Annotated in this window: 23 protein-coding genes; 20 read left to right on the plus strand and 3 right to left on the minus strand. The window is 71.6% G+C overall.

Going from position 1 to position 22,093, the window contains the following annotated elements:
• The first annotated feature begins 78 nt into the window (after positions 1–78).
• Genes AWQ71_RS34725 through AWQ71_RS34760 form a run of 8 tightly spaced genes read left to right on the plus strand, consistent with a single transcriptional unit; the run spans position 79 to position 7,474 of the window.
• Positions 79–1,248 (plus strand): branched-chain amino acid ABC transporter substrate-binding protein, encoded by a 1,170-nt coding sequence (locus tag AWQ71_RS34725; protein ID WP_067141859.1) that lies wholly within the window; start codon positions 79–81, stop codon positions 1,246–1,248.
• An 18-nt stretch (positions 1,249–1,266) separates the two neighbouring features.
• Positions 1,267–2,160 carry a branched-chain amino acid ABC transporter permease gene (locus AWQ71_RS34730; protein ID WP_067141862.1) on the plus strand — a complete coding sequence of 298 codons (894 nt, stop codon included), beginning with the start codon at positions 1,267–1,269 and terminating at the stop codon, positions 2,158–2,160.
• Entirely contained in the window at positions 2,157–3,170 is a 1,014-nt protein-coding gene (locus AWQ71_RS34735; protein ID WP_245658776.1) for a branched-chain amino acid ABC transporter permease, read from the plus strand. The genes AWQ71_RS34730 and AWQ71_RS34735 overlap by 4 nt, the downstream gene beginning before the upstream one ends.
• Complete coding sequence (locus AWQ71_RS34740; protein WP_067141865.1) at positions 3,167–3,994, plus strand: ABC transporter ATP-binding protein; 828 nt, start codon at positions 3,167–3,169, stop codon at positions 3,992–3,994. Before AWQ71_RS34735 ends, AWQ71_RS34740 begins: the two co-directional genes overlap by 4 nt.
• Complete coding sequence (locus AWQ71_RS34745) at positions 3,981–4,700, plus strand: ABC transporter ATP-binding protein (RefSeq protein ID WP_067141868.1); 720 nt, start codon at positions 3,981–3,983, stop codon at positions 4,698–4,700. The genes AWQ71_RS34740 and AWQ71_RS34745 overlap by 14 nt, the downstream gene beginning before the upstream one ends.
• Positions 4,697–5,740 carry a proline racemase family protein gene (locus tag AWQ71_RS34750; RefSeq protein ID WP_067141871.1) on the plus strand — a complete coding sequence of 348 codons (1,044 nt, stop codon included), beginning with the start codon at positions 4,697–4,699 and terminating at the stop codon, positions 5,738–5,740. The genes AWQ71_RS34745 and AWQ71_RS34750 overlap by 4 nt, the downstream gene beginning before the upstream one ends.
• Before the next feature lie 29 nt (positions 5,741–5,769).
• On the plus strand, positions 5,770–6,750 hold the full coding sequence (locus AWQ71_RS34755; protein WP_067141874.1) for an ornithine cyclodeaminase family protein: 981 nt from the start codon (positions 5,770–5,772) through the stop codon (positions 6,748–6,750).
• A complete protein-coding gene (locus AWQ71_RS34760) occupies positions 6,728–7,474 on the plus strand; it encodes a GntR family transcriptional regulator (RefSeq protein WP_245658777.1) in 747 nt (248 codons plus the stop codon). Before AWQ71_RS34755 ends, AWQ71_RS34760 begins: the two co-directional genes overlap by 23 nt.
• A gap of 35 nt (positions 7,475–7,509) precedes the next feature.
• On the opposite strand, the gene AWQ71_RS34765 is transcribed toward AWQ71_RS34760, so the two are convergent.
• From AWQ71_RS34765 to AWQ71_RS34775, 3 genes are all read right to left on the minus strand, one after another.
• A complete protein-coding gene (locus AWQ71_RS34765; RefSeq protein ID WP_067141880.1) occupies positions 7,510–8,385 on the minus strand; it encodes an EamA family transporter in 876 nt (291 codons plus the stop codon).
• A gap of 182 nt (positions 8,386–8,567) precedes the next feature.
• Positions 8,568–9,335 carry an ABC transporter permease gene (locus AWQ71_RS34770; protein ID WP_067141883.1) on the minus strand — a complete coding sequence of 256 codons (768 nt, stop codon included), beginning with the start codon at positions 9,333–9,335 and terminating at the stop codon, positions 8,568–8,570.
• Positions 9,332–10,279 (minus strand): ABC transporter ATP-binding protein, encoded by a 948-nt coding sequence (locus AWQ71_RS34775; protein ID WP_067141965.1) that lies wholly within the window; start codon positions 10,277–10,279, stop codon positions 9,332–9,334. The genes AWQ71_RS34770 and AWQ71_RS34775 overlap by 4 nt, the downstream gene beginning before the upstream one ends.
• A 290-nt stretch (positions 10,280–10,569) precedes the next feature.
• On the opposite strand from AWQ71_RS34775, the gene AWQ71_RS34780 reads away from it, so the two are divergent.
• The 12 genes from AWQ71_RS34780 (at position 10,570) to hisG (ending at position 22,091) form a co-directional block, all read left to right on the plus strand.
• Complete coding sequence (locus AWQ71_RS34780; protein WP_084259629.1) at positions 10,570–11,373, plus strand: helix-turn-helix transcriptional regulator; 804 nt, start codon at positions 10,570–10,572, stop codon at positions 11,371–11,373.
• A complete protein-coding gene (sufB, locus tag AWQ71_RS34785) occupies positions 11,370–12,782 on the plus strand; it encodes a Fe-S cluster assembly protein SufB (protein ID WP_067141886.1) in 1,413 nt (470 codons plus the stop codon). The genes AWQ71_RS34780 and sufB overlap by 4 nt, the downstream gene beginning before the upstream one ends.
• A complete protein-coding gene (gene sufD, locus AWQ71_RS34790) occupies positions 12,782–13,915 on the plus strand; it encodes a Fe-S cluster assembly protein SufD (RefSeq protein WP_067141888.1) in 1,134 nt (377 codons plus the stop codon). Before sufB ends, sufD begins: the two co-directional genes overlap by 1 nt.
• Positions 13,912–14,226: a Rieske (2Fe-2S) protein gene (locus tag AWQ71_RS34795; RefSeq protein ID WP_067141891.1), complete on the plus strand. Its 315-nt coding sequence runs from the start codon at positions 13,912–13,914 to the stop codon at positions 14,224–14,226. The genes sufD and AWQ71_RS34795 overlap by 4 nt, the downstream gene beginning before the upstream one ends.
• A 3-nt stretch (positions 14,227–14,229) precedes the next feature.
• Entirely contained in the window at positions 14,230–14,976 is a 747-nt protein-coding gene (gene sufC / locus AWQ71_RS34800) for a Fe-S cluster assembly ATPase SufC (protein ID WP_067141894.1), read from the plus strand.
• Complete coding sequence (locus tag AWQ71_RS34805) at positions 14,976–16,238, plus strand: cysteine desulfurase (RefSeq protein ID WP_067141897.1); 1,263 nt, start codon at positions 14,976–14,978, stop codon at positions 16,236–16,238. Before sufC ends, AWQ71_RS34805 begins: the two co-directional genes overlap by 1 nt.
• A gap of 3 nt (positions 16,239–16,241) precedes the next feature.
• Positions 16,242–16,679 (plus strand): Fe-S cluster assembly sulfur transfer protein SufU, encoded by a 438-nt coding sequence (gene sufU, locus AWQ71_RS34810; protein ID WP_067141900.1) that lies wholly within the window; start codon positions 16,242–16,244, stop codon positions 16,677–16,679.
• A gap of 28 nt (positions 16,680–16,707) precedes the next feature.
• On the plus strand, positions 16,708–17,073 hold the full coding sequence (locus tag AWQ71_RS34815; protein WP_067141903.1) for a metal-sulfur cluster assembly factor: 366 nt from the start codon (positions 16,708–16,710) through the stop codon (positions 17,071–17,073).
• 487 nt (positions 17,074–17,560) lie between these two features.
• A complete protein-coding gene (locus tag AWQ71_RS34820; protein WP_084259637.1) occupies positions 17,561–19,675 on the plus strand; it encodes a DEAD/DEAH box helicase in 2,115 nt (704 codons plus the stop codon).
• Positions 19,676–19,842: 167 nt separating this feature from the next.
• Complete coding sequence (locus tag AWQ71_RS34825) at positions 19,843–20,808, plus strand: acetylxylan esterase (RefSeq protein ID WP_067141909.1); 966 nt, start codon at positions 19,843–19,845, stop codon at positions 20,806–20,808.
• Between the two features lie 102 nt (positions 20,809–20,910).
• Positions 20,911–21,174 (plus strand): phosphoribosyl-ATP diphosphatase, encoded by a 264-nt coding sequence (locus tag AWQ71_RS34830; protein WP_067141912.1) that lies wholly within the window; start codon positions 20,911–20,913, stop codon positions 21,172–21,174.
• A gap of 71 nt (positions 21,175–21,245) precedes the next feature.
• Positions 21,246–22,091: an ATP phosphoribosyltransferase gene (gene hisG / locus AWQ71_RS34835; protein ID WP_067141916.1), complete on the plus strand. Its 846-nt coding sequence runs from the start codon at positions 21,246–21,248 to the stop codon at positions 22,089–22,091.
• Positions 22,092–22,093: the final 2 nt, after the last annotated feature.

Genomic DNA, 22,093 nt, shown 5'->3' on the forward strand with positions numbered 1-22,093 from the left:
ACGGTCTGGTATCAGACCTTGACCCGATCTTCCGGGGACTGCAATGTCACATTCCACATATGGCAAGAGGAGGCGCGGATGCGCAAGTTCTATAGCACGGCCCTCGTGGGCGCCATGGCGTCGGCGGTCCTGCTGACCGCGGGGTGCGGGCAGGGACTGCTCGCCGGCGACACCGGTTCCGACGAGAAGAAGAACGAGCCGATCATGCTCGGCATGCTGATCCCGCAGTCGGGCAGCGAGGCGGCGATCGGCCCTTATATGAGCAACGCCGCCCAGCTCGCGGTGGACGAGATCAACGCCAAGGGCGGCGTCCTCGGCCGCACCCTGGAGCTGAAGACCGCCGACGACGCGTGCGACCCGCAGAGCGCGGCGGCCGGGGCGAACAAGCTGGTCACCGCGGGCATTCACCTCTCGATCGGCGGGTACTGCTCGGGCGCGACCCTCCCCACGCTGCCGATCTTCGCCAAGGCCGACATCCCGATGATCATCCCGGCGGCGAACTCGCAGGATCTGGTCGACCAGAAGCTCAAGAACGTCTTCCTGATCAACGGCACCGGCGCGCAGCAGGCCGGGGCGGCCGCCGCGTGGATGGCCAAGGACGGCGCCACCAAGGTCGCCCTCATGCACGACAACACCAGCTACTCCAAGGACATCGCGCTGCGCACCCAGGCCCTGGTCGACGAGCCGGGCGGGCCGGAGACCGCGATCCTGGAGGCGGTCACGCCCAAGGAGAGCGACTACAGCGCCAACATCACCAAGGTGCTGGCCAAGAAGCCCGACTACGTCTACTGGACCGGCTACTTCCAGGAGGGCGGCCTGATCGCCCGGCAGCTCCGCCAGGCCGGGTACACGGGCAAGATCATGGTCGGCGACGGCTCGGTCTCGCCGAAGCTGATCGAGATCGCCGGTCCCGAGGCCGCCGCCGGCCTGTACGCGACCATGACCCAGACGCCGGACACGCTCAAGGGCGCCGAGAACTGGATCGCCGACTACAAGAAGAAGTTCGGCACGGACCCGGGCCCGTACTCCAACCAGGCCTACGACGCGGTACGGCTCGCCGCCGAGGCGGTCACCAAGGCGGGCGGCACCGACGGGGAGAAGCTCATCTCGGCGCTGGAGGCGATCGACGGCTTCCCGATGTTCTCCGGGCCGCTGAAGTTCACCCCCGAGCACACGCTGAGCACCGGTGGCTTCCAGATCCTCGTCGTCAAGGACGGCGCGTTCGCCCTCCAGGACGCTCTCCAGTAACCCCCAGGGAATCCTGAAATGTCACAACTGGTCTGGAACGGGCTCTTCGTCGGGTCGTTCTACGCGCTCGTGGCGCTGGGCTACAGCATGGTCTACGGGATCATCAAGCTGCTCAACTTCGCCCACGGCGACCTGTACATGCTCGGCGCGTTCGTCGGCTTCGCCGTTCTCGGCGCGGCCGGCGGCGTGTCCGCCGCGATGGCACTGCCGGTGCTGCTGCTCGTCCTCGTGCTCACCATGGGCGTCACCGGCCTCGCCGGGGTGGTGCTCGAACGGGTCGCCTACCGGCGGCTCCGCGGCGCCCCCCGGCTCTCACTGCTGATCACCGCGGTCGGCGCGTCCTTCGCCCTCGAATACGGCATGCGCGCCGGCGCGGGCGCCGACCCGCGCGTGTACCCGGTGCGGCTCAGCGGCACCACGCTGGAGGTCCTGGGCGCGCGGGTCACGCTCCAGCAGCTCACCCTGGTGGCCGTGGCCGTCATCCTCATGATCGGTCTCAACCTGCTCGTCAACCGCTCCCGCGAGGGACGCGCCATGCGGGCCGTCGCGCTCGACCCCAGGGCCGCCGCACTCATGGGCATCGACGTGGACGCCATCATCTCCCGGACCTTCTTCCTCGGCTCCGCTCTGGCCGGAGCGGCCGGGGTCATGGCCGGGGCGCACTACGGAAAGATCGACTTCATGATGGGCTTCCTGATCGGCCTCAAGGCGTTCACGGCGGCCGTCATCGGCGGCATCGGCAACATCCCCGGCACCATGCTCGGCGGGCTGCTCCTCGGCCTGCTCGAATCGTTCGGCACCTTCTGGCTGGGCGGCGAGTGGCGGGACGTCTTCGCCTTCGGCGTGCTCATCCTGTTCCTGACCGTGCGGCCGACCGGCCTGCTCGGCGAACGCGTCACGGAGCGGGTGTGACCGGGCCGGGCGGGGGCGCGCCCCCCGCTGAGGCCACCTCCGAGGCCGCGCCGGCGCCCGGCGGCGGCCGTCGCGGGGCCGGCCCGCGCTCGATCGCGTCCCGGCTGATGGAGAACCGGTGGGCCGGGCTGGCCGGGCTCGCGGTCGCGCTGCTCGCGCCGTTCGTCAACGCCTCGCCGTACGCACTGTCGGTGATGACCAGCGCCGCGATCTTCGTGATGCTGGCCGCCGGGCTCAACATCGTCGTCGGCTACTGCGGCCTGCTCGACCTCGGGTACATCGCCTTCTTCGCGGTCGGCGCGTACACCAGCGGCGTGCTGTCCACCCGCCTCGGGCTGCCGCTGGTCGCCACCCTGCCCGCCGTCCTGGTGGTCACCGTGATCGCCGGGCTGGTGATCGGCGCGCCGACGCTGCGGCTGCGCAGCGACTACCTCGCGATCGTGACGCTCGGCTTCGGCGAGATCATCCGTGTCACCGCGACCAACCTCGACGTCACCGGAGGCCCCTCGGGGATCTACGGCATCCCCGGGCTGACCGAGGGGCCGGTGTCCTTCTACTACCTGACCGTGCTGGTCGTCGCGGTCGCGGTGATCGGCGCCGCCCGGCTGGGCCGCTCCCGCCTGGGCCGGGCGTGGCGGTTCGTCCGCGAGGACGAGGACGCCGCCGAGGCGATGGGCGTCCACACCTACAAGGTCAAGATGGCCGCCTACGTCGTCGGCGCGATCTGGGGCGGCCTGGCCGGGGTCCTGTTCGCCGCGCACCTGTCGGCGGTCTCCCCGGGCAGCTTCACGTTCCTGCAGTCCGCGCTGGTGCTGATGGCGGTCGTGCTCGGCGGCATGGGTTCCATCAGGGGCGTCGTCGTCGGGGCGGTGATCGTCAGCCTCCTGCCCGAACTGCTGCGCGACCTGGCCGATTACCGGTACGTCGCCTTCGGCGTCCTGCTGATCATCGTGATGCTGGTGCGGCCGCAGGGCCTGTGGCCGGCCCGGCCCAAGGAGGTCGCCAAGTGAACGCCCCGCTGCTCTCCGTCGAGGGCCTGCGGCTCGCCTTCGGCGGCGTGGTCGCCATCGACGGGCTCACCTTCGCCGTCGGCGAGGCCGAGATCGTCTCGGTGATCGGCCCCAACGGCGCGGGCAAGACGTCCGCGTTCAACTGCGTGACCGGCTTCTACCGGCCCACCGCGGGATCTGTGCGGCTGCGCGGACGCGACATCACCGGCCTGCGCCCCTCGGCGGTGGCCGCGCTCGGCGTCGCCCGTACGTTCCAGAACCTGCGGCTGTTCGGGGAGATGTCCGTCCTCGACAACGTCCGCGCCGGGACCCACCTGCGGATCAGGCAGAACGTCCTCGACGCGCTGCTGCACACCCCGCGCTACCGCAGGAGCGAGCGGGAGAGCACCGAACAGGCCCACCACTGGCTCGACTTCGCCGGGTTGCGCGGCGACAGGTACGGCCCCGCCCGGGCCCTGCCGTACGGCGAGCAGCGCCGGGTGGAGATCGCCAGAGCGCTCGCCCGCCGCCCCGACCTGCTGCTGCTCGACGAGCCCGCCGCCGGGCTCAACCACACCGAGAAGGCCGAGATGCTCGACCTGATCCGCCGCATCCGCGAGCAGGGCGTCGCGATCGTCCTGATCGAGCACGACATGGGGTTGGTGATGGACGTCTCGCAGCGCGTGGTCGTGCTCAACTTCGGGCGGGAGATCGCCGACGGGCCTCCGGACGAGGTGCGGCGCGACCCCCAGGTCGTCGAGGCGTACCTCGGCCGGGACGCCGACGAGGCCGAGATCGAGCAGGCCAGGGCGAGCGTGGCGGGAGGACGCGATGGCGGCGCTTGAGATCGACGGGCTGGACGTCCACTACGGCGGCGTCCACGCGCTGCGCGGGTTGTCGCTGACGGTCGGGGAGGGCGAGGTCGTCGCCCTGCTCGGCAACAACGGCGCGGGCAAGACGACCACCCTGTCGGCGGTGTCGGGGCTGGTGCGGCCCAGCGCGGGCCGGATCACCTACGAGGGCCGCGACATCATCGGCGCCAAGGCGAGCGCGATCGTCCGGCTCGGGCTGGTCCACGTCCCCGAGGGGCGGCGGGTGTTCAGCACCCTCAGCGTCCACGACAACCTCCTGCTCGGCGGGTACGCGGTGCGCGACCAGGCCGAGGTCAAGCGGCGGATCGACCGCGTGTACGGCCTGCTGCCCCGCCTGGCCGAGCGCGCCGGTCAGCAGGGCGGCACCCTCTCCGGCGGCGAGCAGCAGATGCTCGCCATCGGTCGCGCGCTGGTCACCGGGCCCCGGCTGCTGCTGCTCGACGAGCCGTCAATGGGCCTCGCCCCGCTCGTGGTCGCCGCGGTCATGGACGTGATCAGGGAGATCAACGCGGAGGGGACGGCGGTGCTGCTGGTCGAGCAGAACGCCAGGGCCGCCCTGAAGATCGCGCACCGCGGCTACGTGATCGAGAACGGGGCATGCGTCCTGACGGGAACCGCCGCCGACCTGCGCGACGACGCGCGGGTCGCCGAGGCGTATCTGGGAGGAGCCGCGCGATGAGAGCCGTGCACGACGTCCGCACGGTCGACTACCACACCGCGGGAGAGCCGTTCCGGATCGTCGTCTCGGGGGCGCCGCCGATCCCCGGCGCGACGGTGCTCGACCGCAGGACGGCCGCGTCCGCGCCCGAGGTGGACGCCGTGCGGCGGCTGCTCTGCCACGAGCCGCGCGGCCACGCCGACATGTACGGCTGCTTCCTCGTCCCGCCCGACGACCTGCCCGACGGGCTGTCCGACGGGCCGCCCGGCGGTTCCGCGCCGGCCGACCTCGGCGTGCTCTTCTGGCACAAGGACGGCTACTCCACCGCGTGCGGCCACGGCACCATCGCGCTCGGCGCGTACGCCGTGGAGTACGGCCTGGTCCCGGCCGCCGAGGACGGCGAGACGACCGTCGAGATCGACGTGCCGTCGGGCCGCGTGCAGGCCCGGGTGCGCCGCGCGGGCGGCGTGGTCGAGGCGGTGACGTTCCGGAACGTGCCGTCCTACGCCGTCGCCGGGGACGTGCCCGCCTGCGGCGTCACGGTGGACGTCGCGTACGGCGGCGCGATCTACGCGTCCGCGCCGGCCGCCGCGTTCGGCCTCGCGGTGACCCCCGAGGACCTGCCCGGCCTGATCGCCGCCGGCCGGTCGGTCAAGGCCGCCCTGGAGGGGCACCCGGCCGCGCGGCACCCCACCGACGACCGGCTCTCCGGGATCTACGGTGTGATCTTCTACGACGATCTCGGGTCCGAGGGTGACCGGCACCACCAGCGCAACGTCACCGTCTTCGCGGACGGCGAGGTCGACCGGTCGCCCTGCGGGTCGGGCACCGCCGCCCGGCTGGCGTCGCTCGCGGAGGGCCGTCCCGACCCCCGGGCGGTCACCCTCCGGCACGAGGGAATCGCGGGCGGCGTGTTCCTGGCGAGCGTGGCCGCCGTGACCGAGGAGGCGGGACACCCGGCGATCGTCCCGGAGATCGAGGGCACCGCGTTCCGGACCGGAGAGCACCGGTTCGTCCTCGACCCCCGCGACCCGCTCGGCCCCGGGTTCACCCTTCGGTGAGACCCTGGTGCGATAAGGAGAAAACCCGGATGAACGGCCTGCCCCACCTGGACGGCGACACGATCGACCGGCTCGTGTCTCCCGGCCGGGCCGTGGAAGCCCTGGAGGAGGCGCTGCGCGGCGGACTCGACCCCGAACAGGCCCCGCCGCGCCCGGTGGTCGATGTCCCGGCGGGGCAGTTCCTCCTCATGCCGGCCTCCTCCGGGCCGTACGCGGGCGTGAAGGTGGCCACGGTGGCCCCGGGCAACCCGGCGCGCGGGCTGCCTCGGATCCAGGCCCTCTACCTGCTGCTCGACGGCGCCACGCTCACCCCGCTCGCCACGATGGACGGCACCGCGCTGACCACGCTGCGCACCCCCGCCGTCTCGGCGCTCGCCGTACGGCGGCTCGCGCCGCCGGACGCCCGCTCGCTCGTCGTGTTCGGCTCCGGACCGCAGGCGTGGGGGCACGTGACGGCCCTGCGCGGGGTGCGCCCGGTGGAGGAGGTCACCGTGGTGGCCCGCGACCCGGAGCGCGCGGCCGGGCTGGCGCGGCGGTGCGCCGCCGCCGGGCTGACCGCCCGCTCCCATCCGGCGTCCGACCCCGCCTGGCGGCGGGCGGTCGAGGAGGCCGACCTGGTCGCCTGCTGCACCACCGCGCGGACGCCGCTGTTCCCCGGCGGCCTGGTGCGCGACCGCGCGGTGGTGGTCGCCGTCGGCTCGCACGAGCCGGACGCGCGCGAGCTGGACGACGACCTCGTCGCCCGCTCCGTCGTCGTCGTGGAGGCCCGTACGGCGGCCCTGGCGGAGGCGGGTGACCTGGTCGTCCCGTTGCGGGCCGGTAGGATCACGGCTGACCACCTCGCCGGAAACCTCGCCGACCTCGTCGCCGGCCGGGTGGCGCCCGGGCCGGGCCCCGCCGTCTTCAAGAGCGTGGGCATGGCCTGGCAGGACCTGGTGGTCGCCTCCGCGGCGTATGACGCGTGGACCGCCCGTGGGGAGATCTCCGGTGAGCACGAAAGAGGGTTATGACATGGCGCCTTCGGCCGCGGACGGGCTCGGCCTGCCGTTGGTGGGCGAGCGGCAGAGCCTGCGCGAGCAGGTGGCGCAGGCGCTGCGGGACGCCCTCGTCGCGGGTGAGATGCGGCCGGGCGTGGTCTACTCGGCGCCGGTGCTCGCCGCCCAGTTCGGCGTCTCCGCGACCCCCGTGCGTGAGGCGATGCTCGACCTGGCCAAGGAGGGCCTGGTCGAGGCGGTGCGCAACAAGGGTTTCCGGGTGACCGAGATGACCGACCGCGACCTCGACGAGATCACCGAGGTCCGCCAGCTCATCGAGGTCCCGACGGTGGCCCGGCTGGCCGGCCGCCGCCCGGCCGCCGACTTCGAGGCGCTGCGGCCGGCCGCCGAGGAGATCGTCGCGGCGGCCCGGCGCGGTGACCTGATCGCCTACGTCAACGCCGACCTGCGCTTCCACCTGGGGCTGCTGAGCCTCTCCGGCAACACCCACCTCGTCGAGGTGATCCGCGACCTGCGTGGGCGGGCCCGCCTGTACGGCCTGCGCGGCCTGGCCGAGCGCGGCATCCTGATCGACTCGGCCCGCGAGCACGTCGCCATCGTGGACGCCCTGGTCCGCGGCGACGCCGGGGCGGCGGAGCGCATCATGAGCCACCACATCCAGCACGTACGCGGCATCTGGGCGGACAAGCCGGAAAGCAGGCCCGAGATCCGGCCGACCCCGGAAGAGCCGGAGGCGTAGGCGCCCCGGGGCGGCTCAGGCGGCTCAGGGGCGGCTCAGCCGGAGCGGGTCGCGCCGATCGAGGCGATGACCACGCAGCCGATCGCCGCCCACTCGCGGGCCTGCAGGAGCTCCCCGAGCAGGAGGAGGCCGACCAGCGCGGCGACGGCGGGTTCGAGGCTCATGAGGATGCCGAAGACCCGCTTCGGCATCCTTCGCAGGGCCTCCAGCTCGATCGTGTACGGGATGACCGAGGAGAGCAGCCCGACCCCGGCTCCCAGGAGAAGGATCTCCGGACGCAGCAGATCGGCGCCGCCGGAGGCCACCCCGACGGGGGCGACGGCGATCGTGGCGACGACCATGGCGAGCGCGAGCCCGCTCGACCCCGGGAACCGGGCGCCGGTGGCGGCCGACAGCACGATGTAGGCGGCCCACAGGGCGCCCGCGAGCGCGGCGAATCCGATGCCCACCCAGTTGGCGCCGCCCGCCTGGCCCCACGGGGCGAGCAGGATCACCCCGGCGGCGGCCAGCGCGACCCACACCAGGTCGAGCCGCCGCCGCGACGCCACGACGGCCACGGTGAGCGGCCCGATGAACTCGATCGTGACCGCGATGCCCATGGGCAGCCGGGCCAGCGCCTCGTAGAAGGACAGGTTCATGAGGCCGAGGCTGAGCCCGAAGGCCACGCCGACGGCGAGGTCGCGCCGGGTGAGCCCCTTCAGCCGGGGCCGGGCGACGGGCACGAGGATGACCGCGCCGATCGCGATGCGCAGGAACACCACGGCGGTCGGCGGCAGCTCGGCGAAGAGGTTCTTGGCCAGCCCGGCCCCGACCTGCACCGACAGGACCGCGAGCAGCACCAGCCCCGGCGGCGGGATCGAGTCCGACGCCGCCCGCAGCAGCGCGCCCGGGCGCATCCCGCCGCGCCCCATACGGAATGGTCCGATCCGGTACGGCTCCGCCGCCCCCCCACACGGGTTCAGCCGTCATCCGGCCGCCACCTCCAAAACGTCCGCCGTACGCCTCTCGAAGACGGCGCCGGCCACTCGACCCGAGCGTCAGAACCTATCGCCCCGGCCCAGGTCGCGCCGCACCGAGGTGGGCCCGGCGGGCGTCACTCCCAGCGGAAGGTGCGGGAGGCCACCGCGAGCGTGACCACGGCCCACGCCAGCAGCACGAGCACCGGACCGGCCGGGAAGCCGCCGCCGGAGGCGAGCACCGAGCGCATCCCGTTCGTCAGCGCGGTGATCGGCAGCAGCTCAAGGATCGGGCGTACCCCTTCGGGGAAACTGGCGACGGGGAACACGACGCCGCCCAGCCCCAGCAGGACGAGGTAGACGAGGTTGGCCGCGGCGAGCGTGGCCTCGGCCCGGAGCGTGCCCGCGATCAGCAGGCCCAGGCCGCTGAAGGCGGCGGTGCCGAGCACGATCAGCAGCGCGATCCAGAGCGGGTTTCCGTGCGGGGACCAGCCCATGGCCAGCGCGACCGCGGAGATCACCGCGACCTGGATGACCTCCACGCCCAGGACGGCCGCGGTCTTGGCGAGCAGCAGGCCGGGCCGGGACAGCGGGGAGGCCCCGAGCCGCTTGAGCACGCCGTAGCGCCGTTCGAACCCGGTGGCGATGGCCTGGCCGGTGAACGCGGTGGACATGACGGCGAGCGCGAGGACGCCGGGCGTGACGAAGTCGACCCGGGCTCCGGACACGTTGATCAGCGGTGCCCGCGAGAACCCGACGAGCAGCAGCACGGGGATGATCAGGGTGAGCAGCAGTTGCTCGCCGTTGCGGAGCATGGCGCGCATCTCCGCCCCCGCCTGCGCCAGCACCATCCGCGGCAGCGGGGCGGCCCCGGGCCGGGGGGCGAAGTCGAGCGTCGTGGTCATCGCAGCTCCCGGCCGGTGAGTTCGAGGAAGACGTCTTCGAGGGTGCGCCGCTCGATGCTGAGGTCCTCGGCCGTGACGCCTTCGCTGGCGCACCAGGCGGTGACCGTGGCGAGCAGGCCGGGTGCGACCTGCCCCTCGATGATGTAGTGCCCGGCGGGCGACTCCTTGGCGGCGCTCCCCTCGGGGAGGGCGCTGAGCAGCTCGTCGAGGTTCAGCCCCGGGCGGGCCCGGAACCGGAGCTGGCGCTCGGCGCCGGTCAGCGTGGCGGGGGTCCCGGCGGCGACGACCCGTCCGTGGTCGATGATGATCACCTGGTCGGCGAGCTTCTCCGCCTCGTCCATGTAGTGCGTGGTGAGGACGACCGAGACCCCGGCCTCGCGCAGGCCGGTGACCACGTCCCAGCAGGCGTACCTGGCCTGGGGGTCGAGGCCCGCCGTGGGCTCGTCGAGGAAGACCAGCTCGGGCCGCCCCACGATCGCCCCGGCCAGCGACAGCCGCTGCTGCTGCCCGCCGGACAGCCGCCGGTACGGCGTGCGCGCGTGCTCGGTGAGGCCGAGCCGGTCGAGGAGTGCGGCGGGGTCGAGCGGCTGGGCGTGGAACCGGGCCATGAGGCGCAGCCACTCGCCGGCGCGCATCGCGGGCGGCACGCCGCCGGACTGGAGCATCACGCCGACCCGGGCCTTGAGCGACCGGTCGGACGGAGGGAGGCCCAGCACGCGCACGTCACCGCGGTCGGCGTGGCGGAAGCCCTCGCAGATCTCGATGGTGGACGTCTTCCCCGCCCCGTTGGGGCCGAGGATCGCGGTCACCCGGCCGCGCGCGCAGGACAGCGTCAGGCCGTCGACCGCGGTGGTGCGGCCGTAACGCTTGACGAGGTCGCGCACCTCGACCGCGGGCGTGCCGTCGGCGCCCGCCGCGGGTCGCGTGTTCGCGGCGTCCGGCATCATGGTTCTCCTGCCTGCCGTCCGCACCATGGCAGACACGGGGGCTCGCAGCCGGCAGTCCCCACACTCCCGGCCTCCCCCCAGCCAGATGGGACACACTTCTTGACGAGACGAGTCTAGGGAGGCGGCGGGGTGCCCGGGCCGCCGGAGCCCTGATCGCGCGCGGCGTCGCGCGTCGCCGCGACGCCGGGCAAGTGTGTTAGGTAAGCCTACCCTGCGTGACAAATTGCATTCCTGACTGCTCCTACCTTCGTTTGTGGCGCGGGAAGGAATTACGGCACACTGATGTTGTGAAATACGTGTCCGGGAAGACGAGCGCCGAGGGTGCCGCGGCGACGCGGCGTTCCGGCGTGCCCGGCAACGCGACCGAGAGCAGGGCCGAGATCGCAGTGGGGAGCGCGTTGTCCGCCGAGCGCGGCACGCGGGCGCGGGTCGCGCGTCTCATCCTCGAACACGGTCCGGTGACCGCCGCCGACCTGGGCGAACGGCTGGGGCTCACCCCCGCGGCCGTCCGCCGCCACCTGGACGCGCTGCTCGCCGACGGGATGATCGCACCCCGTACGGCGCGGCCGCGCGGCCAGCGGGGCAGGGGCCGACCGGCCAAACTGTTCGCGATCACCGACGCGGGCCGCAGCGCCTTCGTCCACGCCTACGACGACCTGGCGGGCAGCGCGTTGCGCTTCCTGGCCGAGCGGCTCGGCGACGAGGCCGTGTCCGAGTTCGCGCGGGCACAGGTCGCCGGCCTGGTCGACCGGCTGGAGTCGGTCATGCGCGAGGTCCCCGCCGACCAGCGGATCCGCGTGCTGGCCGAGGCGCTGTCCGCCGAGGGCTACGCCGCCTCCGCCACGGAGACGGTCATAGGAGGCGAGCAGCTCTGCCAGCACCACTGCCCGGTCGCCCACGTCGCCGCGAAGTTCCCGCAGCTGTGCGAGGCCGAGACGGAGGCGTTCGGGCAGCTGCTCGGCACACCGGTGCAACGACTGGCCACGATCGCCAACGGCGACGGGGTCTGCACCACACACGTGAGTCCTCACGCGCTGGCCGTACGGCACGCGCGCAGTCCTGAAACGACGAGCAAGGAGTCCGGAAGGTGACTGTCACCGACCGCCCGGAGCTGGAAGGCCTCGGGAATTACAAGTTCGGCTGGGCCGACTCGGATGCGGCCGGTGCCGCGGCCCGCCGTGGCCTGTCCGAGGAGGTCGTGCGCAACATCTCCGAGCTCAAGAACGAGCCGGAGTGGATGCTCGACCTGCGCCTCAAGGGCCTGCGGCTGTTCGGGAAGAAGCCGATGCCGACGTGGGGCTCGGATCTGTCCGGCATCGATTTCGACAACATCAAGTACTTCGTCCGGTCCACCGAGAAGCAGGCCGCCTCCTGGGACGAACTGCCCGCCGACATCAAGAACACCTACGACAAGCTCGGCATCCCCGACGCGGAGAAGCAGCGCCTGATCGCGGGTGTGGCCGCTCAGTACGAGTCGGAGGTCGTCTACCACAAGATCCGTGAGGACCTTGAGGAGAAGGGTGTCATCTTCGTCGACACCGACACCGGCCTGCGCGAGCACGAGGAGCTCTTCAAGGAGTACTTCGGCTCGGTGATCCCGGTCGGCGACAACAAGTTCGCCTCGCTGAACACCGCGGTCTGGTCGGGCGGCTCCTTCATCTACGTGCCGCCGAACGTGAACGTGGAGATCCCGCTCCAGGCCTACTTCCGGATCAACACCGAGAACATGGGCCAGTTCGAGCGGACCCTGATCATCGTGGACGAGAACTCCTACGTCCACTACGTCGAGGGCTGCACCGCGCCGATCTACTCGTCCGACTCGCTGCACTCCGCGGTCGTCGAGATCATCGTGAAGAAGAACGCCCGCTGCCGGTACACGACCATCCAGAACTGGTCGAACAACGTCTACAACCTGGTCACCAAGCGCGCCGTGGCGTACGAGGGCGCGACCATGGAGTGGATCGACGGCAACATCGGCTCCAAGGTCACGATGAAGTACCCGGCGGTCTACCTGATGGGCGAGCACGCCAAGGGCGAGACCCTGTCGGTGGCCTTCGCGGGTGAGGGCCAGCACCAGGACGCCGGCGCCAAGATGGTGCACCTCGCGCCCAAGACGTCGAGCACGATCGTGTCCAAGTCCGTCGCCCGGGGCGGCGGCCGCACGTCCTACCGCGGCCTCGTCCAGATCGAGGAGGGCGCGGCCGGATCGGCGTCCACGGTGAAGTGCGACGCGCTGCTGGTGGACCAGATCAGCCGCTCCGACACCTACCCCTACGTGGACGTCCGCGAGGACGACGTGTCGATGGGGCACGAGGCCACGGTCTCCAAGGTGTCCGAGGACCAGCTCTTCTACCTGATGAGCCGCGGCCTGAACGAGGACGAGGCGATGGCGATGATCGTGCGCGGCTTCGTCGAGCCGATCGCCAGGGAGCTCCCGATGGAGTACGCCCTGGAGCTGAACCGCCTGATCGAGCTGCAGATGGAAGGGGCCGTCGGCTGATGGGTCTGGAAACGATGCCGGTGTCCAAGCTCCACGCGGAGTCGTCGTACGACCCGGCCGACTTCCCGGTGCCGACCGGCCGCGAGGAGGAGTGGCGGTTCACGCCGCTGTCCCGCCTCAAGGGGCTCCACGACGGCACGGCCGCGCCCGTGGGCAACGTCGTGGTCGAGGTGGACGCCGCACCCGAGGTGACCGTGGAGACGGTCGGCCGCGACGACGCCAGGATCGGCGCCGCCTACGTGCCGTCCGACCGGGTCAGCGCCCAGGCGTACGCGTCGTTCGAGAAGGCGACCGTCATCACGGTGCCCCGGGAGGTCGTGGCCTCCCGGCCGACCGTGGTCAACGTGCGCGGCCTCGGCGAGGGCGCGGGTCACGGGGCCACCTACGGCCACATCGTGGTCCGGGTCGAGCCGATGGCGCAGGCGGTGCTGGTCCTCGACCACACCGGAGGCGCCGTCTACGCCGACAACGTCGAGTTCGCGATCGGCGAGGGCGCGACCCTCAAGGTCGTCAGCCTGCAGGACTGGGCCGACGGCGCCGTCCACGTCTCCCACCACCACGCGCAGCTCGGCAAGGACGCGACGTTCCGGTCCTTCGTGGTGACGCTCGGCGGCGACCTCGTACGGCTCTCGCCGTCCGTGTCATACACCGCTCCGGGCGGCGACGCCGACCTGACCGGGCTCTACTTCGTGGACGCCGGGCAGCACCTGGAGCACCGTCTCTGGGTGGACCACGGGGTGCCCAACTGCCGCAGCAACGTGACCTACAAGGGCGCGCTGCAGGGCGACGGGGCGCACTCCGTGTGGATCGGCGATGTGATCATCCGGGCCGAGGCCGAGGGCACCGACACCTACGAGCTCAACCGGAACCTCCTGCTCACCGACGGCGCCCGCGCCGACTCGGTGCCCAACCTGGAGATCCTCACCGGCGAGGTCGCCGGGGCGGGCCACGCCTCCGCCTCCGGCCGTCTCGACGACGAGCACATCTTCTACCTGCAGGCTCGGGGCATCCCGTACGACGAGGCCCGGCGTCTCGTGGTGCACGGCTTCTTCGCCCAGCTCCTGGAGAAGATCGAGGTCGAGGAGATCCGCGAGCGGGTGCTGTCCGCGGTGGAGGCTGAGCTCGCGCGATGAGTTTCGAGAAGGTCTGCAAGGTCAGCGACATCCCCGACGACGGCGCCCTGGGCGTCGAGGTGGGGGACACCCCGGTCGCGCTCGTCCGCACCGGCGGCGAGGTCTTCGCGCTGCACGACGTGTGCTCGCACGCGGAGGTGAAGCTGAGCGAGGGCGAGGTCTACGACCACACCCTGGAGTGCTGGCTGCACGGCTCGTGCTTCGACCTGCGCTCCGGCAAGTCCACCGGCCCGCCCGCCACCAGGCCCGTGAACGTCTACCGAGTCAAGATTGACGGCGATGACGTGTACGTCTCGCTCTCGAAGGAGTAATACATGTCAACCCTTGAGATTCGTGACCTGCACGTCGCAGTGGGCGACAAGGAGATCCTGCGCGGCGTCAACCTGAACATCAGCTCGAACGAGACCCACGCGATCATGGGGCCGAACGGCTCCGGCAAGTCCACCCTCGCGTACGCGATCGCGGGTCACCCGAAGTACACCGTCACCTCCGGCACCGTGCTGCTCGACGGCGAGGACCTGCTCGCCATGTCGGTGGACGAGCGGGCCCGGGCCGGTCTCTTCCTCGCGATGCAGTACCCGGTCGAGGTGCCCGGCGTGAGCGTCTCCAACTTCCTGCGCTCCGCGGTCACCGCCGTGCGCGGCGAGGCCCCCAAGCTGCGTGAGTTCGCCAAGGACCTGAAGAACGGCATGGACGCCCTGTCCATCGACCCGGCCTTCGCCCAGCGCAACACCAACGAGGGCTTCTCCGGCGGTGAGAAGAAGCGGCACGAGATCCTCCAGCTCGAGCTCCTCAAGCCGAAGATCGCCGTCCTGGACGAGACCGACTCCGGCCTCGACGTGGACGCGCTGCGCGTCGTCTCCGAGGGCATCAACCGGTTCCGCGCCTCCGGCGACACCGGCGTGCTGCTGATCACCCACTACACCCGCATCCTGCGCTATGTGAAGCCCGACTTCGTGCACGTCTTCGCCGGCGGCCGGGTCGTCGAGGAGGGCGGCCCCGAGCTGGCCGACAAGCTGGAGGCCGAGGGTTACGAGTCCTACGTGAAGGCGTCCGCGTAATGAGCGTTCCGAGCTTCGACGTGGAGAGGGTCAGGAAGGATTTCCCGATCCTCTCGCGCGAGCTGCCCGGCGGTCGGCCCCTGGTCTACCTCGACTCGGGCAACTCCTCCCAGAAGCCGGCCCAGGTGATCGACACCATGCGCGAGCACCTGGCCCAGCACTACGGCAACGTCGGCCGGGCGCTGCACGCGCTCGGCAGCGAGTCCACCGAGGCGTACGAGGGGGCCCGCGACAAGATCGCCGCGTTCGTGGGCGCGTCGTCGCGCGACGAGATCGTCTTCACCAAGAACGCCTCCGAGGCGATCAACGTGGTGGCGTACTCCTTCGGTAACCCGACCAACACCGACGAGCGGTTCCGGATCGGCCCCGGCGACGAGATCGTCATCACGGAGATGGAGCACCACTCCAACATCGTGCCGTGGCAGTTCCTCGCCCAGCGCACGGGCGCGACGCTGCGCTGGTTCTCCGTCACCGACGAGGGCCGTCTCTCCTTGGACAACCTCGACGAGCTGGTCAACGAGCGCACCAAGATCGTCTCGATCGTCCACCAGTCGAACGTGCTCGGCACGGTGAACTCGATCTCGCCGATCCTGGACCGGGCCCGCGAGGTCGGCGCGCTGATGATGGTCGACGCCTCGCAGTCGGTGCCCCACCAGCGGGTGGACGTGACCGACCTCGACGTCGACTTCGTCGCCTTCACCGGGCACAAGATGCTCGGCCCGTCCGGCATCGGCGTGCTGTGGGGCCGCCGCGAGCTGCTCGAGGCCATGCCGCCGTTCCTCGGCGGCGGCGAGATGATCGAGGCGGTCTGGATGGACCACTCGACCTACGCCCCCGTGCCGCACAAGTTCGAGGCCGGGACGCCGCCGATCGTCGAGGCCGTCGGCCTCGGCGCCGCGGTCGACTACCTGACGTCGATCGGCATGGACGCGATCAAGCAGCACGAGCGGGAGCTCACCGGCTACGCTCTCGACGCGCTGGGGGAGATCCCCGGCCTGCGGATCGTCGGGCCGCGCACCGTCATCGCGCGCGGCGGCACGGTCTCGTTCACGCTTGAGGGCATCCACCCGCACGACGTCGGCCAGATCTTGGACGACGTGTTCGGCGTTGCCGTACGGGTAGGACACCACTGCGCCCGACCGCTGCACCTGCGGTTCGGAATTCCCGCGACCACTCGGGCGTCGTTCTACCTGTACAACACGACGGCCGAGGTCGACGCTCTGGTTCGCGGCCTCCACCACGTCCAGAAGGTGTTCGGCTGAGCCATGATCGCTGAATCCATGTACCAGGAACTCATCCTGGAGCACTACAAGCACCCGCAGGGCCGCGGGCTGCGTGAGCCGTTCGACGCAGAGGTGCACCATGTGAACCCGACCTGCGGCGACGAGGTCACGCTGCGGGTGAGGCTGGGCGACGGCGGCAAGGTGGTGGACGTCTCCTACGACGGGCAGGGCTGCTCGATCAGTCAGGCGGCGGCCTCCGTGCTGTACGAGCTCGCCACCGGCTCCACGATCGAGGAGTCCCTCTCGGTGGTCGACGAGTTCACCCGGCTCATGCAGGGGCGAGGCCAGATCGAGGCCGACGAGGACGTGCTCGGCGACGCGGTCGCCTTCGCCGGAGTGGCGAAGTTCCCCGCCCGGGTCAAGTGCGCGCTGCTGTCCTGGATGGCCTACAAGGACGCCGTGCTGCGGAGCCAGGCGTGACTGCTCGAACGAACGTAAGGAGGATGGCGTGAGCAAGCCGACCGAGACCCCCACGGTGGCGTTCGACGGAGAGATCTCCCTCGACGACGTCCTGGAGGCGTTGAAGGACGTCGTGGACCCCGAGCTGGGGATCAACGTGGTCGACCTCGGCCTCGTTTACGGGGTTAACCTCGACCCCGCGGGCGAGGGCGAGCGGCCCGTCGCCACCATCGACATGACGCTGACCAGCGCGGCCTGCCCGCTGACCGATGTCATCGAGGACCAGGCCAACTCGGCCCTCGCCGACCTCGCGTCCAGTGTTGTGATCAACTGGGTGTGGCTCCCGCCGTGGGGCCCGGACAAGATCAGCGACGAGGGCCGCGAGCAGCTCCGGATGCTGGGCTTCAACGTCTGACCAGGCTTTTCTCGGGCCGACCTCGGGCTTCCCGGCCGGGGGTCGGCCCGTTCTTGTGCCACCGCCCGGCGGTCTTTACCGTGATGTTGGTGACTGAGGGAATGGTGTAGGGTTGCATCTCGTTATGCCCGAAGCGACTTGAATGACGGTGTCCGTGACAAGGCCGCTCGCATCCATGCGAGTGACCGGCACGACTGCGGGAACGCCGAGGTCGCCGGATTGACCGTGGTACCGCACCGCGCGACGCGCGCATCACGCGGAACCACCGCCTGACGCAGGGGCCAGCCCGCCGGAGTGCTCGGTGGCGCCGGACTTTGTGTCCGTCCAGGAAAACGATCCTGGAAGCCCCGCCCATGAACACCCCTGCGTACTGAATGAATGAAGTACGGCGCCGCCGTACCTATGTCCTGGCTCGTCCTTTCGCAGAAGTGACGCGCCCCCGTGTTTCGACACGTTGACTTCGATGAAAGGCACGAACCTCGTGACCATGCTTGACGCTGGCCATGTTTCCCCCGCGTCCTCGCCCGAGGACGACACCGCCGCCCCGTCCGAGGCGGCTCCCTCCTCCGACGTCTCCTCCGCGCCGTCCGGCGCCGGGGACTTCGCGTCGCTCGGCCTGCCGCGGCCGCTCGTCTCCGGGCTGGCCAGGGACGGCATCACCGAGCCGTTCCCCATCCAGAGCGCGGCGATCCCCGACGTCCTCGCCGGCCACGACGTTCTCGGCCGCGGGCAGACCGGCTCGGGCAAGACGCTCGCCTTCGGCCTGCCGACCATGGCCCGCATCGCCGGGGAGCGCGCGCTGCCCAAGCGCCCGCTCGCCATCGTCCTCGTCCCCACCCGTGAGCTGGCCCTCCAGGTCGCCGACACCCTTGAGCCGCTGGGCCGGGGTCTGTCGCTGCGCACCAAGACCGTCGTCGGCGGCATGTCGATGGGACGGCAGATCGAGTCGCTGCGCCGGGGTGTCGAGATCATCGTGGCCACGCCCGGACGCCTCACCGACCTCATGGAGCAGGGCGAGTGCTCGCTCGAGGACGTCCGGGTCACGGTCCTCGACGAGGCCGACCACATGTGCGACCTCGGCTTCTTCCCCGTGGTGAGCGCGATCCTGAACGCCACCCCCTCCGACGGGCAGCGGCTGCTCTTCTCCGCCACGCTCGACGGCGACGTGGACAAGCTCGTCCAGAAGTTCCTCACCGACCCGGTGACCCATTCGCTCGCCCCGGCGGCCTCGTCGGTGGCGACCATGGAGCACCACCTCTTCCAGGTCCACCGGGACGACAAGGTCGACGTGACCGCCGAGATCGCCAACCGCGAGGGCCGTACGATCCTGTTCGTGCGCACCCAGCACGGGGTGGACCGCGTCGTCAAGCAGCTCGCCCGCGTCGGCGTCCGGGCCGGCGGCCTGCACGGCGGCAAGCGGCAGAACCAGCGCACCCGCATCCTCGGGGAGTTCCGCGAGGGCAACGTGAAGGTGCTGGTCTGCACCGACGTGGCGGCCCGGGGCATCCACGTCGACGACGTCAGCCTGGTGCTCCACGTCGACCCTCCGATGGACCACAAGAGCTACCTGCACCGCGGTGGCCGTACGGCCCGCGCGGGTGAGAGCGGCAGCGTCGTGACGCTCGTCATGCCGAACGAGCGCCGCTCCACCGACGCGATGACCCGGCGCGCCGGCATCACGCCGTCGCGGCACCGGGTGCGCCCCGGTGACGAGGTGCTCGCCGAGGTCGCCGGCGCGCGGCAGCCCAACGGCGAGGCGATCCCCGTGTGGGAGCCCGACGTGCGCAAGCCGCTGCGCCCGCGCCGCGAGGGCCCGGCCGGCGAGGGCCGTCCCCGCCGCTTCGGCGACCGCAGGGAGCGCCGGTTCGACCGTGACGGCCGGGGCTTCCGGGGCGACCAGGAGGGCCGTTCCTTCGGCGCGGACCGCGAGACCGGTGGAGGCTACGAGCGTCGTGAGGGCCGCCCGTTCCGCGGCCCCCGCGACGGTGGCGACCGTCCGTTCCGCGACGACCGCGAGCGCCGTCCGTTCCGTGACGAGCGTCAGGGCCGGGACGACCGTCCGTTCAAGGGCGACCGGGACGGTGGCGACCGTCCGGTCCGCGACGACCGTGACCGCTCCTATCGGGGCGACCGCAACGACCGCAACGACCGCCCGTTCCGCCGGGACCGCGACGGCGGCTCCTACCGGGGCGACCGTGAGAGTGGTTCGTACCGGGGCGACCGTGAGAGCGGTTCGTCCCAGGGCGACCGTCGCGGCCAGGGAGACCGTCCCTTCCGCGGCGACCGGGACGGCGGCTCCTACCGGGGCGATCGTGACGGGGGCCAGAACCGCGGCTACCAGGGGGACCGCTCGCGTGGCTCCTTCGGCGAGGGCCGGGGCTCACACGGCGGGTTCCGCGATCAGTCGCGCGGCCAGAGCGGGGAGGGTCGCTCCGAGCAGCGTGGCGGCTACCGGGACGGCGAGCGCGGCGGCCACCGTGACGGCGAGCGCCGCCCGGACAGCCGCGGCGACTTCCGCACGCCGCGTGGCGGCGGATTCCGGCAGGGCGGTCGCCCCGGCGGGCGCGCCGGAGGCCACTCCGGCAACCGCTACGGTCGCTGAGACCTGATTCCGACCGCTCTTCGCGGTTGTGCTGCGCCGGTGTCCCGTACGGGGCACCGGCGCTCGCCGTTTTCCGGGCGACGGTTCCACGAGCCCCGCGGACATCCGGGCCTGAGCCGGATCCGGTAGGTTGTCGCCGCCCGCGCGCCTGTCGTAAGGAGTCCCCCGTGTTCGTCGACCTGCCGCTCGACCACCTCCGCGCCTACCTCCCGGAACGGGACGAGCCCGCCGACTTCGCCGACTTCTGGGCGCGGACCCTGCGTGAAGCCCGTACGTACGACCTCGCGGCCACCTTCACACCCCACGACGCCCACCTCGCGCTCGTGGACGTGTACGACGTGACCTTCGCCGGGTTCGGCGGGCACCCGATCAAGGGGTGGCTGCTCACCCCAGCCTCGCCGGACGGGCCGCTGCCCTGCGTCGTCGAGTACGTCGGCTACAACGGCGGACGGGGCCTGCCGCACGACTGGCTGCTGTGGCCGTCCGCCGGATACGCGGTGTTCGTGATGGACACCCGGGGCCAGGGCGGCGGCTGGCGGCAGGGGGACACACCCGACCCCGCGCCCGGGACCGGCCCCGAGACCGCCGGGAAGCTGACCCGCGGCGTGCTCGACCGCGATGAGTACTACTACCGGCGCCTCTACACCGACGTGGTGCGCGCCGTCGAGGCGGCCCGGGCGCACCCCGCCGTGGACGCGGAGCGCATCGCGGTCTCGGGCGCCAGCCAGGGCGGCGGCATGGCCCTGGCCGCCGCCGCGCTCGCGCCCGGGATCTCCTACGCCTTCGTCGACGTGCCGTTCATGTGCCACATCCGGCGTGCCGTCGAGGTCACCGACGCCCTGCCATATGGGGAGCTGAGCCGGTTCTGCGCGGTCAACCGGGAGCGGGCCGACGACGTCTTCGCCACCCTGGCCTACTTCGACGGGACGAACTTCGCGGCGAGGGCGACGGTGCCCGCCCGGTTCTCCGTGGGGCTGCGCGACGAGGTCACCCCGGCCTCGACCGTCTTCGCCGCCTACAATCACTACGCCGGTCCCAAGGACATCTCGGTCTGGCCGTTCAACGGGCACGAGGGCGGCCAGTCGCTGGAGGCCCTGGAGCACCTGAAGATCGCCAAGAAGATCTTCGGCTGACCTCGCGTCGGCCCGGCGACGGCGCGGAGGCCCGCGGGACGCGCCCGGTCACGCGGACCGACTACGCTGGTTCCGCATCGCCCGACAACCCTGAAAGAGATCATGAAGACCTTCGAAGAGCTGTACGCCGAGCTGTCGGAGAAGGCGCGCACCCGGCCCCCGGGCTCGGGCACCGTGGCCGCGCTGGACGCCGGGGTCCATGCCATCGGGAAGAAGGTCGTCGAGGAGGCCGCCGAGAGCTGGATGGCCGCCGAGCACGAGTCCACGGAGCGGGCCGCGGAGGAGATCTCCCAGCTCCTCTACCACGTGCAGGTCCTCATGCTGGCGCGCGGCATCGGGCTCGACGAGGTCTACAAGCATCTCTAGGCCGCCCGCGAGGCGGCCGAAACGCGTCCAATGACCTCGTCATCCGCGTCCCGAAGGGGTTCCGTCACACCATGCTGCGTCTCGCCGTACCGAACAAGGGCGCGCTCGCCGAAGCCGCCCAGACCATCCTGAAAGAGGCGGGGTATCGCCCGCGCACCGACAGCAAGGAGCTCGTGGTCGTCGACCCCGAGAACTCCTGCGAGCTGTTCTTCCTGCGTCCCCGCGACATCGCCGTCTACGTCGGCGAAGGCACGCTCGACGCCGGCATCACCGGCCGCGACATGCTCTTCGACTCCGGAGCCCCGGCCGAGGAGGTCGTGCCGCTGGGCTTCGGCCGGTCCACGTTCCGCTTCGCCGCGCCCGCCGGACGGTACAGCAGCGTCACCGACCTGGCCGGCCTGCGGATCGCCACCTCCTACGCCGGTCTGCTCGGCAAGTACCTCGCCGAGGAGGGCATCGACGCGCGGGTCATCAAGCTCGACGGTGCGGTCGAGACGGCGATCCGGCTCGGCGTCGCCGACGCGGTCGCCGACGTCGTCGAGACCGGCACCACGCTCCGCAACGTCGGCCTGGAGGTCTTCGGGGAGCCCATCGCCCACTCCGAGGCCGTGGTCATCAAGCGGGCCGGCGCCGCCGAGACGAACGGCTTCCAGCAGCTCATCCGGCGGCTCCAGGGCGTTCTGGTCGCCCGCGACTACGTGATGATGGACTACGACATCCGGGTCGAGCGGATCGAGGAGGCCATCGCGATCACGCCCGGCGTCGAGGGGCCGACGGTGTCGCCGCTGCACCGTGAGGGCTGGGTCGCCGTACGCGCCATGGTGCCGCGCAAGGGCCACCAGCAGATGATGGACCAGCTCTGGGAGATCGGCGCGAAGGCCATCCTGATCACCGCCATCTACGCCTGCCGGCTCTGACG

This window comes from Microtetraspora malaysiensis, from assembly GCF_001528665.1.
GTDB lineage: Bacteria > Actinomycetota > Actinomycetes > Streptosporangiales > Streptosporangiaceae > Microtetraspora_A > Microtetraspora_A malaysiensis.

What these genes read in the sequence shown, in the direction of transcription:
- AWQ71_RS34725 (WP_067141859.1), top strand. Translation starts at nt 79, where the DNA reads ATGCGCAAGTTCTATAGCACGGCCCTCGTGGGCGCCATGGCGTCGGCG.
- AWQ71_RS34730 (WP_067141862.1), top strand. Translation starts at nt 1,267, where the DNA reads ATGTCACAACTGGTCTGGAACGGGCTCTTCGTCGGGTCGTTCTACGCG.
- AWQ71_RS34745 (WP_067141868.1), top strand. Translation starts at nt 3,981, where the DNA reads ATGGCGGCGCTTGAGATCGACGGGCTGGACGTCCACTACGGCGGCGTC.
- AWQ71_RS34750 (WP_067141871.1), top strand. Translation starts at nt 4,697, where the DNA reads ATGAGAGCCGTGCACGACGTCCGCACGGTCGACTACCACACCGCGGGA.
- AWQ71_RS34755 (WP_067141874.1), top strand. Translation starts at nt 5,770, where the DNA reads ATGAACGGCCTGCCCCACCTGGACGGCGACACGATCGACCGGCTCGTG.
- AWQ71_RS34765 (WP_067141880.1), bottom strand. Translation starts at nt 8,385, where the DNA reads ATGGGGCGCGGCGGGATGCGCCCGGGCGCGCTGCTGCGGGCGGCGTCG.
- AWQ71_RS34770 (WP_067141883.1), bottom strand. Translation starts at nt 9,335, where the DNA reads ATGACCACGACGCTCGACTTCGCCCCCCGGCCCGGGGCCGCCCCGCTG.
- AWQ71_RS34775 (WP_067141965.1), bottom strand. Translation starts at nt 10,279, where the DNA reads ATGCCGGACGCCGCGAACACGCGACCCGCGGCGGGCGCCGACGGCACG.
- sufD (WP_067141888.1), top strand. Translation starts at nt 12,782, where the DNA reads ATGGGTCTGGAAACGATGCCGGTGTCCAAGCTCCACGCGGAGTCGTCG.
- AWQ71_RS34795 (WP_067141891.1), top strand. Translation starts at nt 13,912, where the DNA reads ATGAGTTTCGAGAAGGTCTGCAAGGTCAGCGACATCCCCGACGACGGC.
- sufC (WP_067141894.1), top strand. Translation starts at nt 14,230, where the DNA reads ATGTCAACCCTTGAGATTCGTGACCTGCACGTCGCAGTGGGCGACAAG.
- AWQ71_RS34805 (WP_067141897.1), top strand. Translation starts at nt 14,976, where the DNA reads ATGAGCGTTCCGAGCTTCGACGTGGAGAGGGTCAGGAAGGATTTCCCG.
- sufU (WP_067141900.1), top strand. Translation starts at nt 16,242, where the DNA reads ATGATCGCTGAATCCATGTACCAGGAACTCATCCTGGAGCACTACAAG.
- AWQ71_RS34820 (WP_084259637.1), top strand. Translation starts at nt 17,561, where the DNA reads ATGCTTGACGCTGGCCATGTTTCCCCCGCGTCCTCGCCCGAGGACGAC.
- AWQ71_RS34830 (WP_067141912.1), top strand. Translation starts at nt 20,911, where the DNA reads ATGAAGACCTTCGAAGAGCTGTACGCCGAGCTGTCGGAGAAGGCGCGC.
- hisG (WP_067141916.1), top strand. Translation starts at nt 21,246, where the DNA reads ATGCTGCGTCTCGCCGTACCGAACAAGGGCGCGCTCGCCGAAGCCGCC.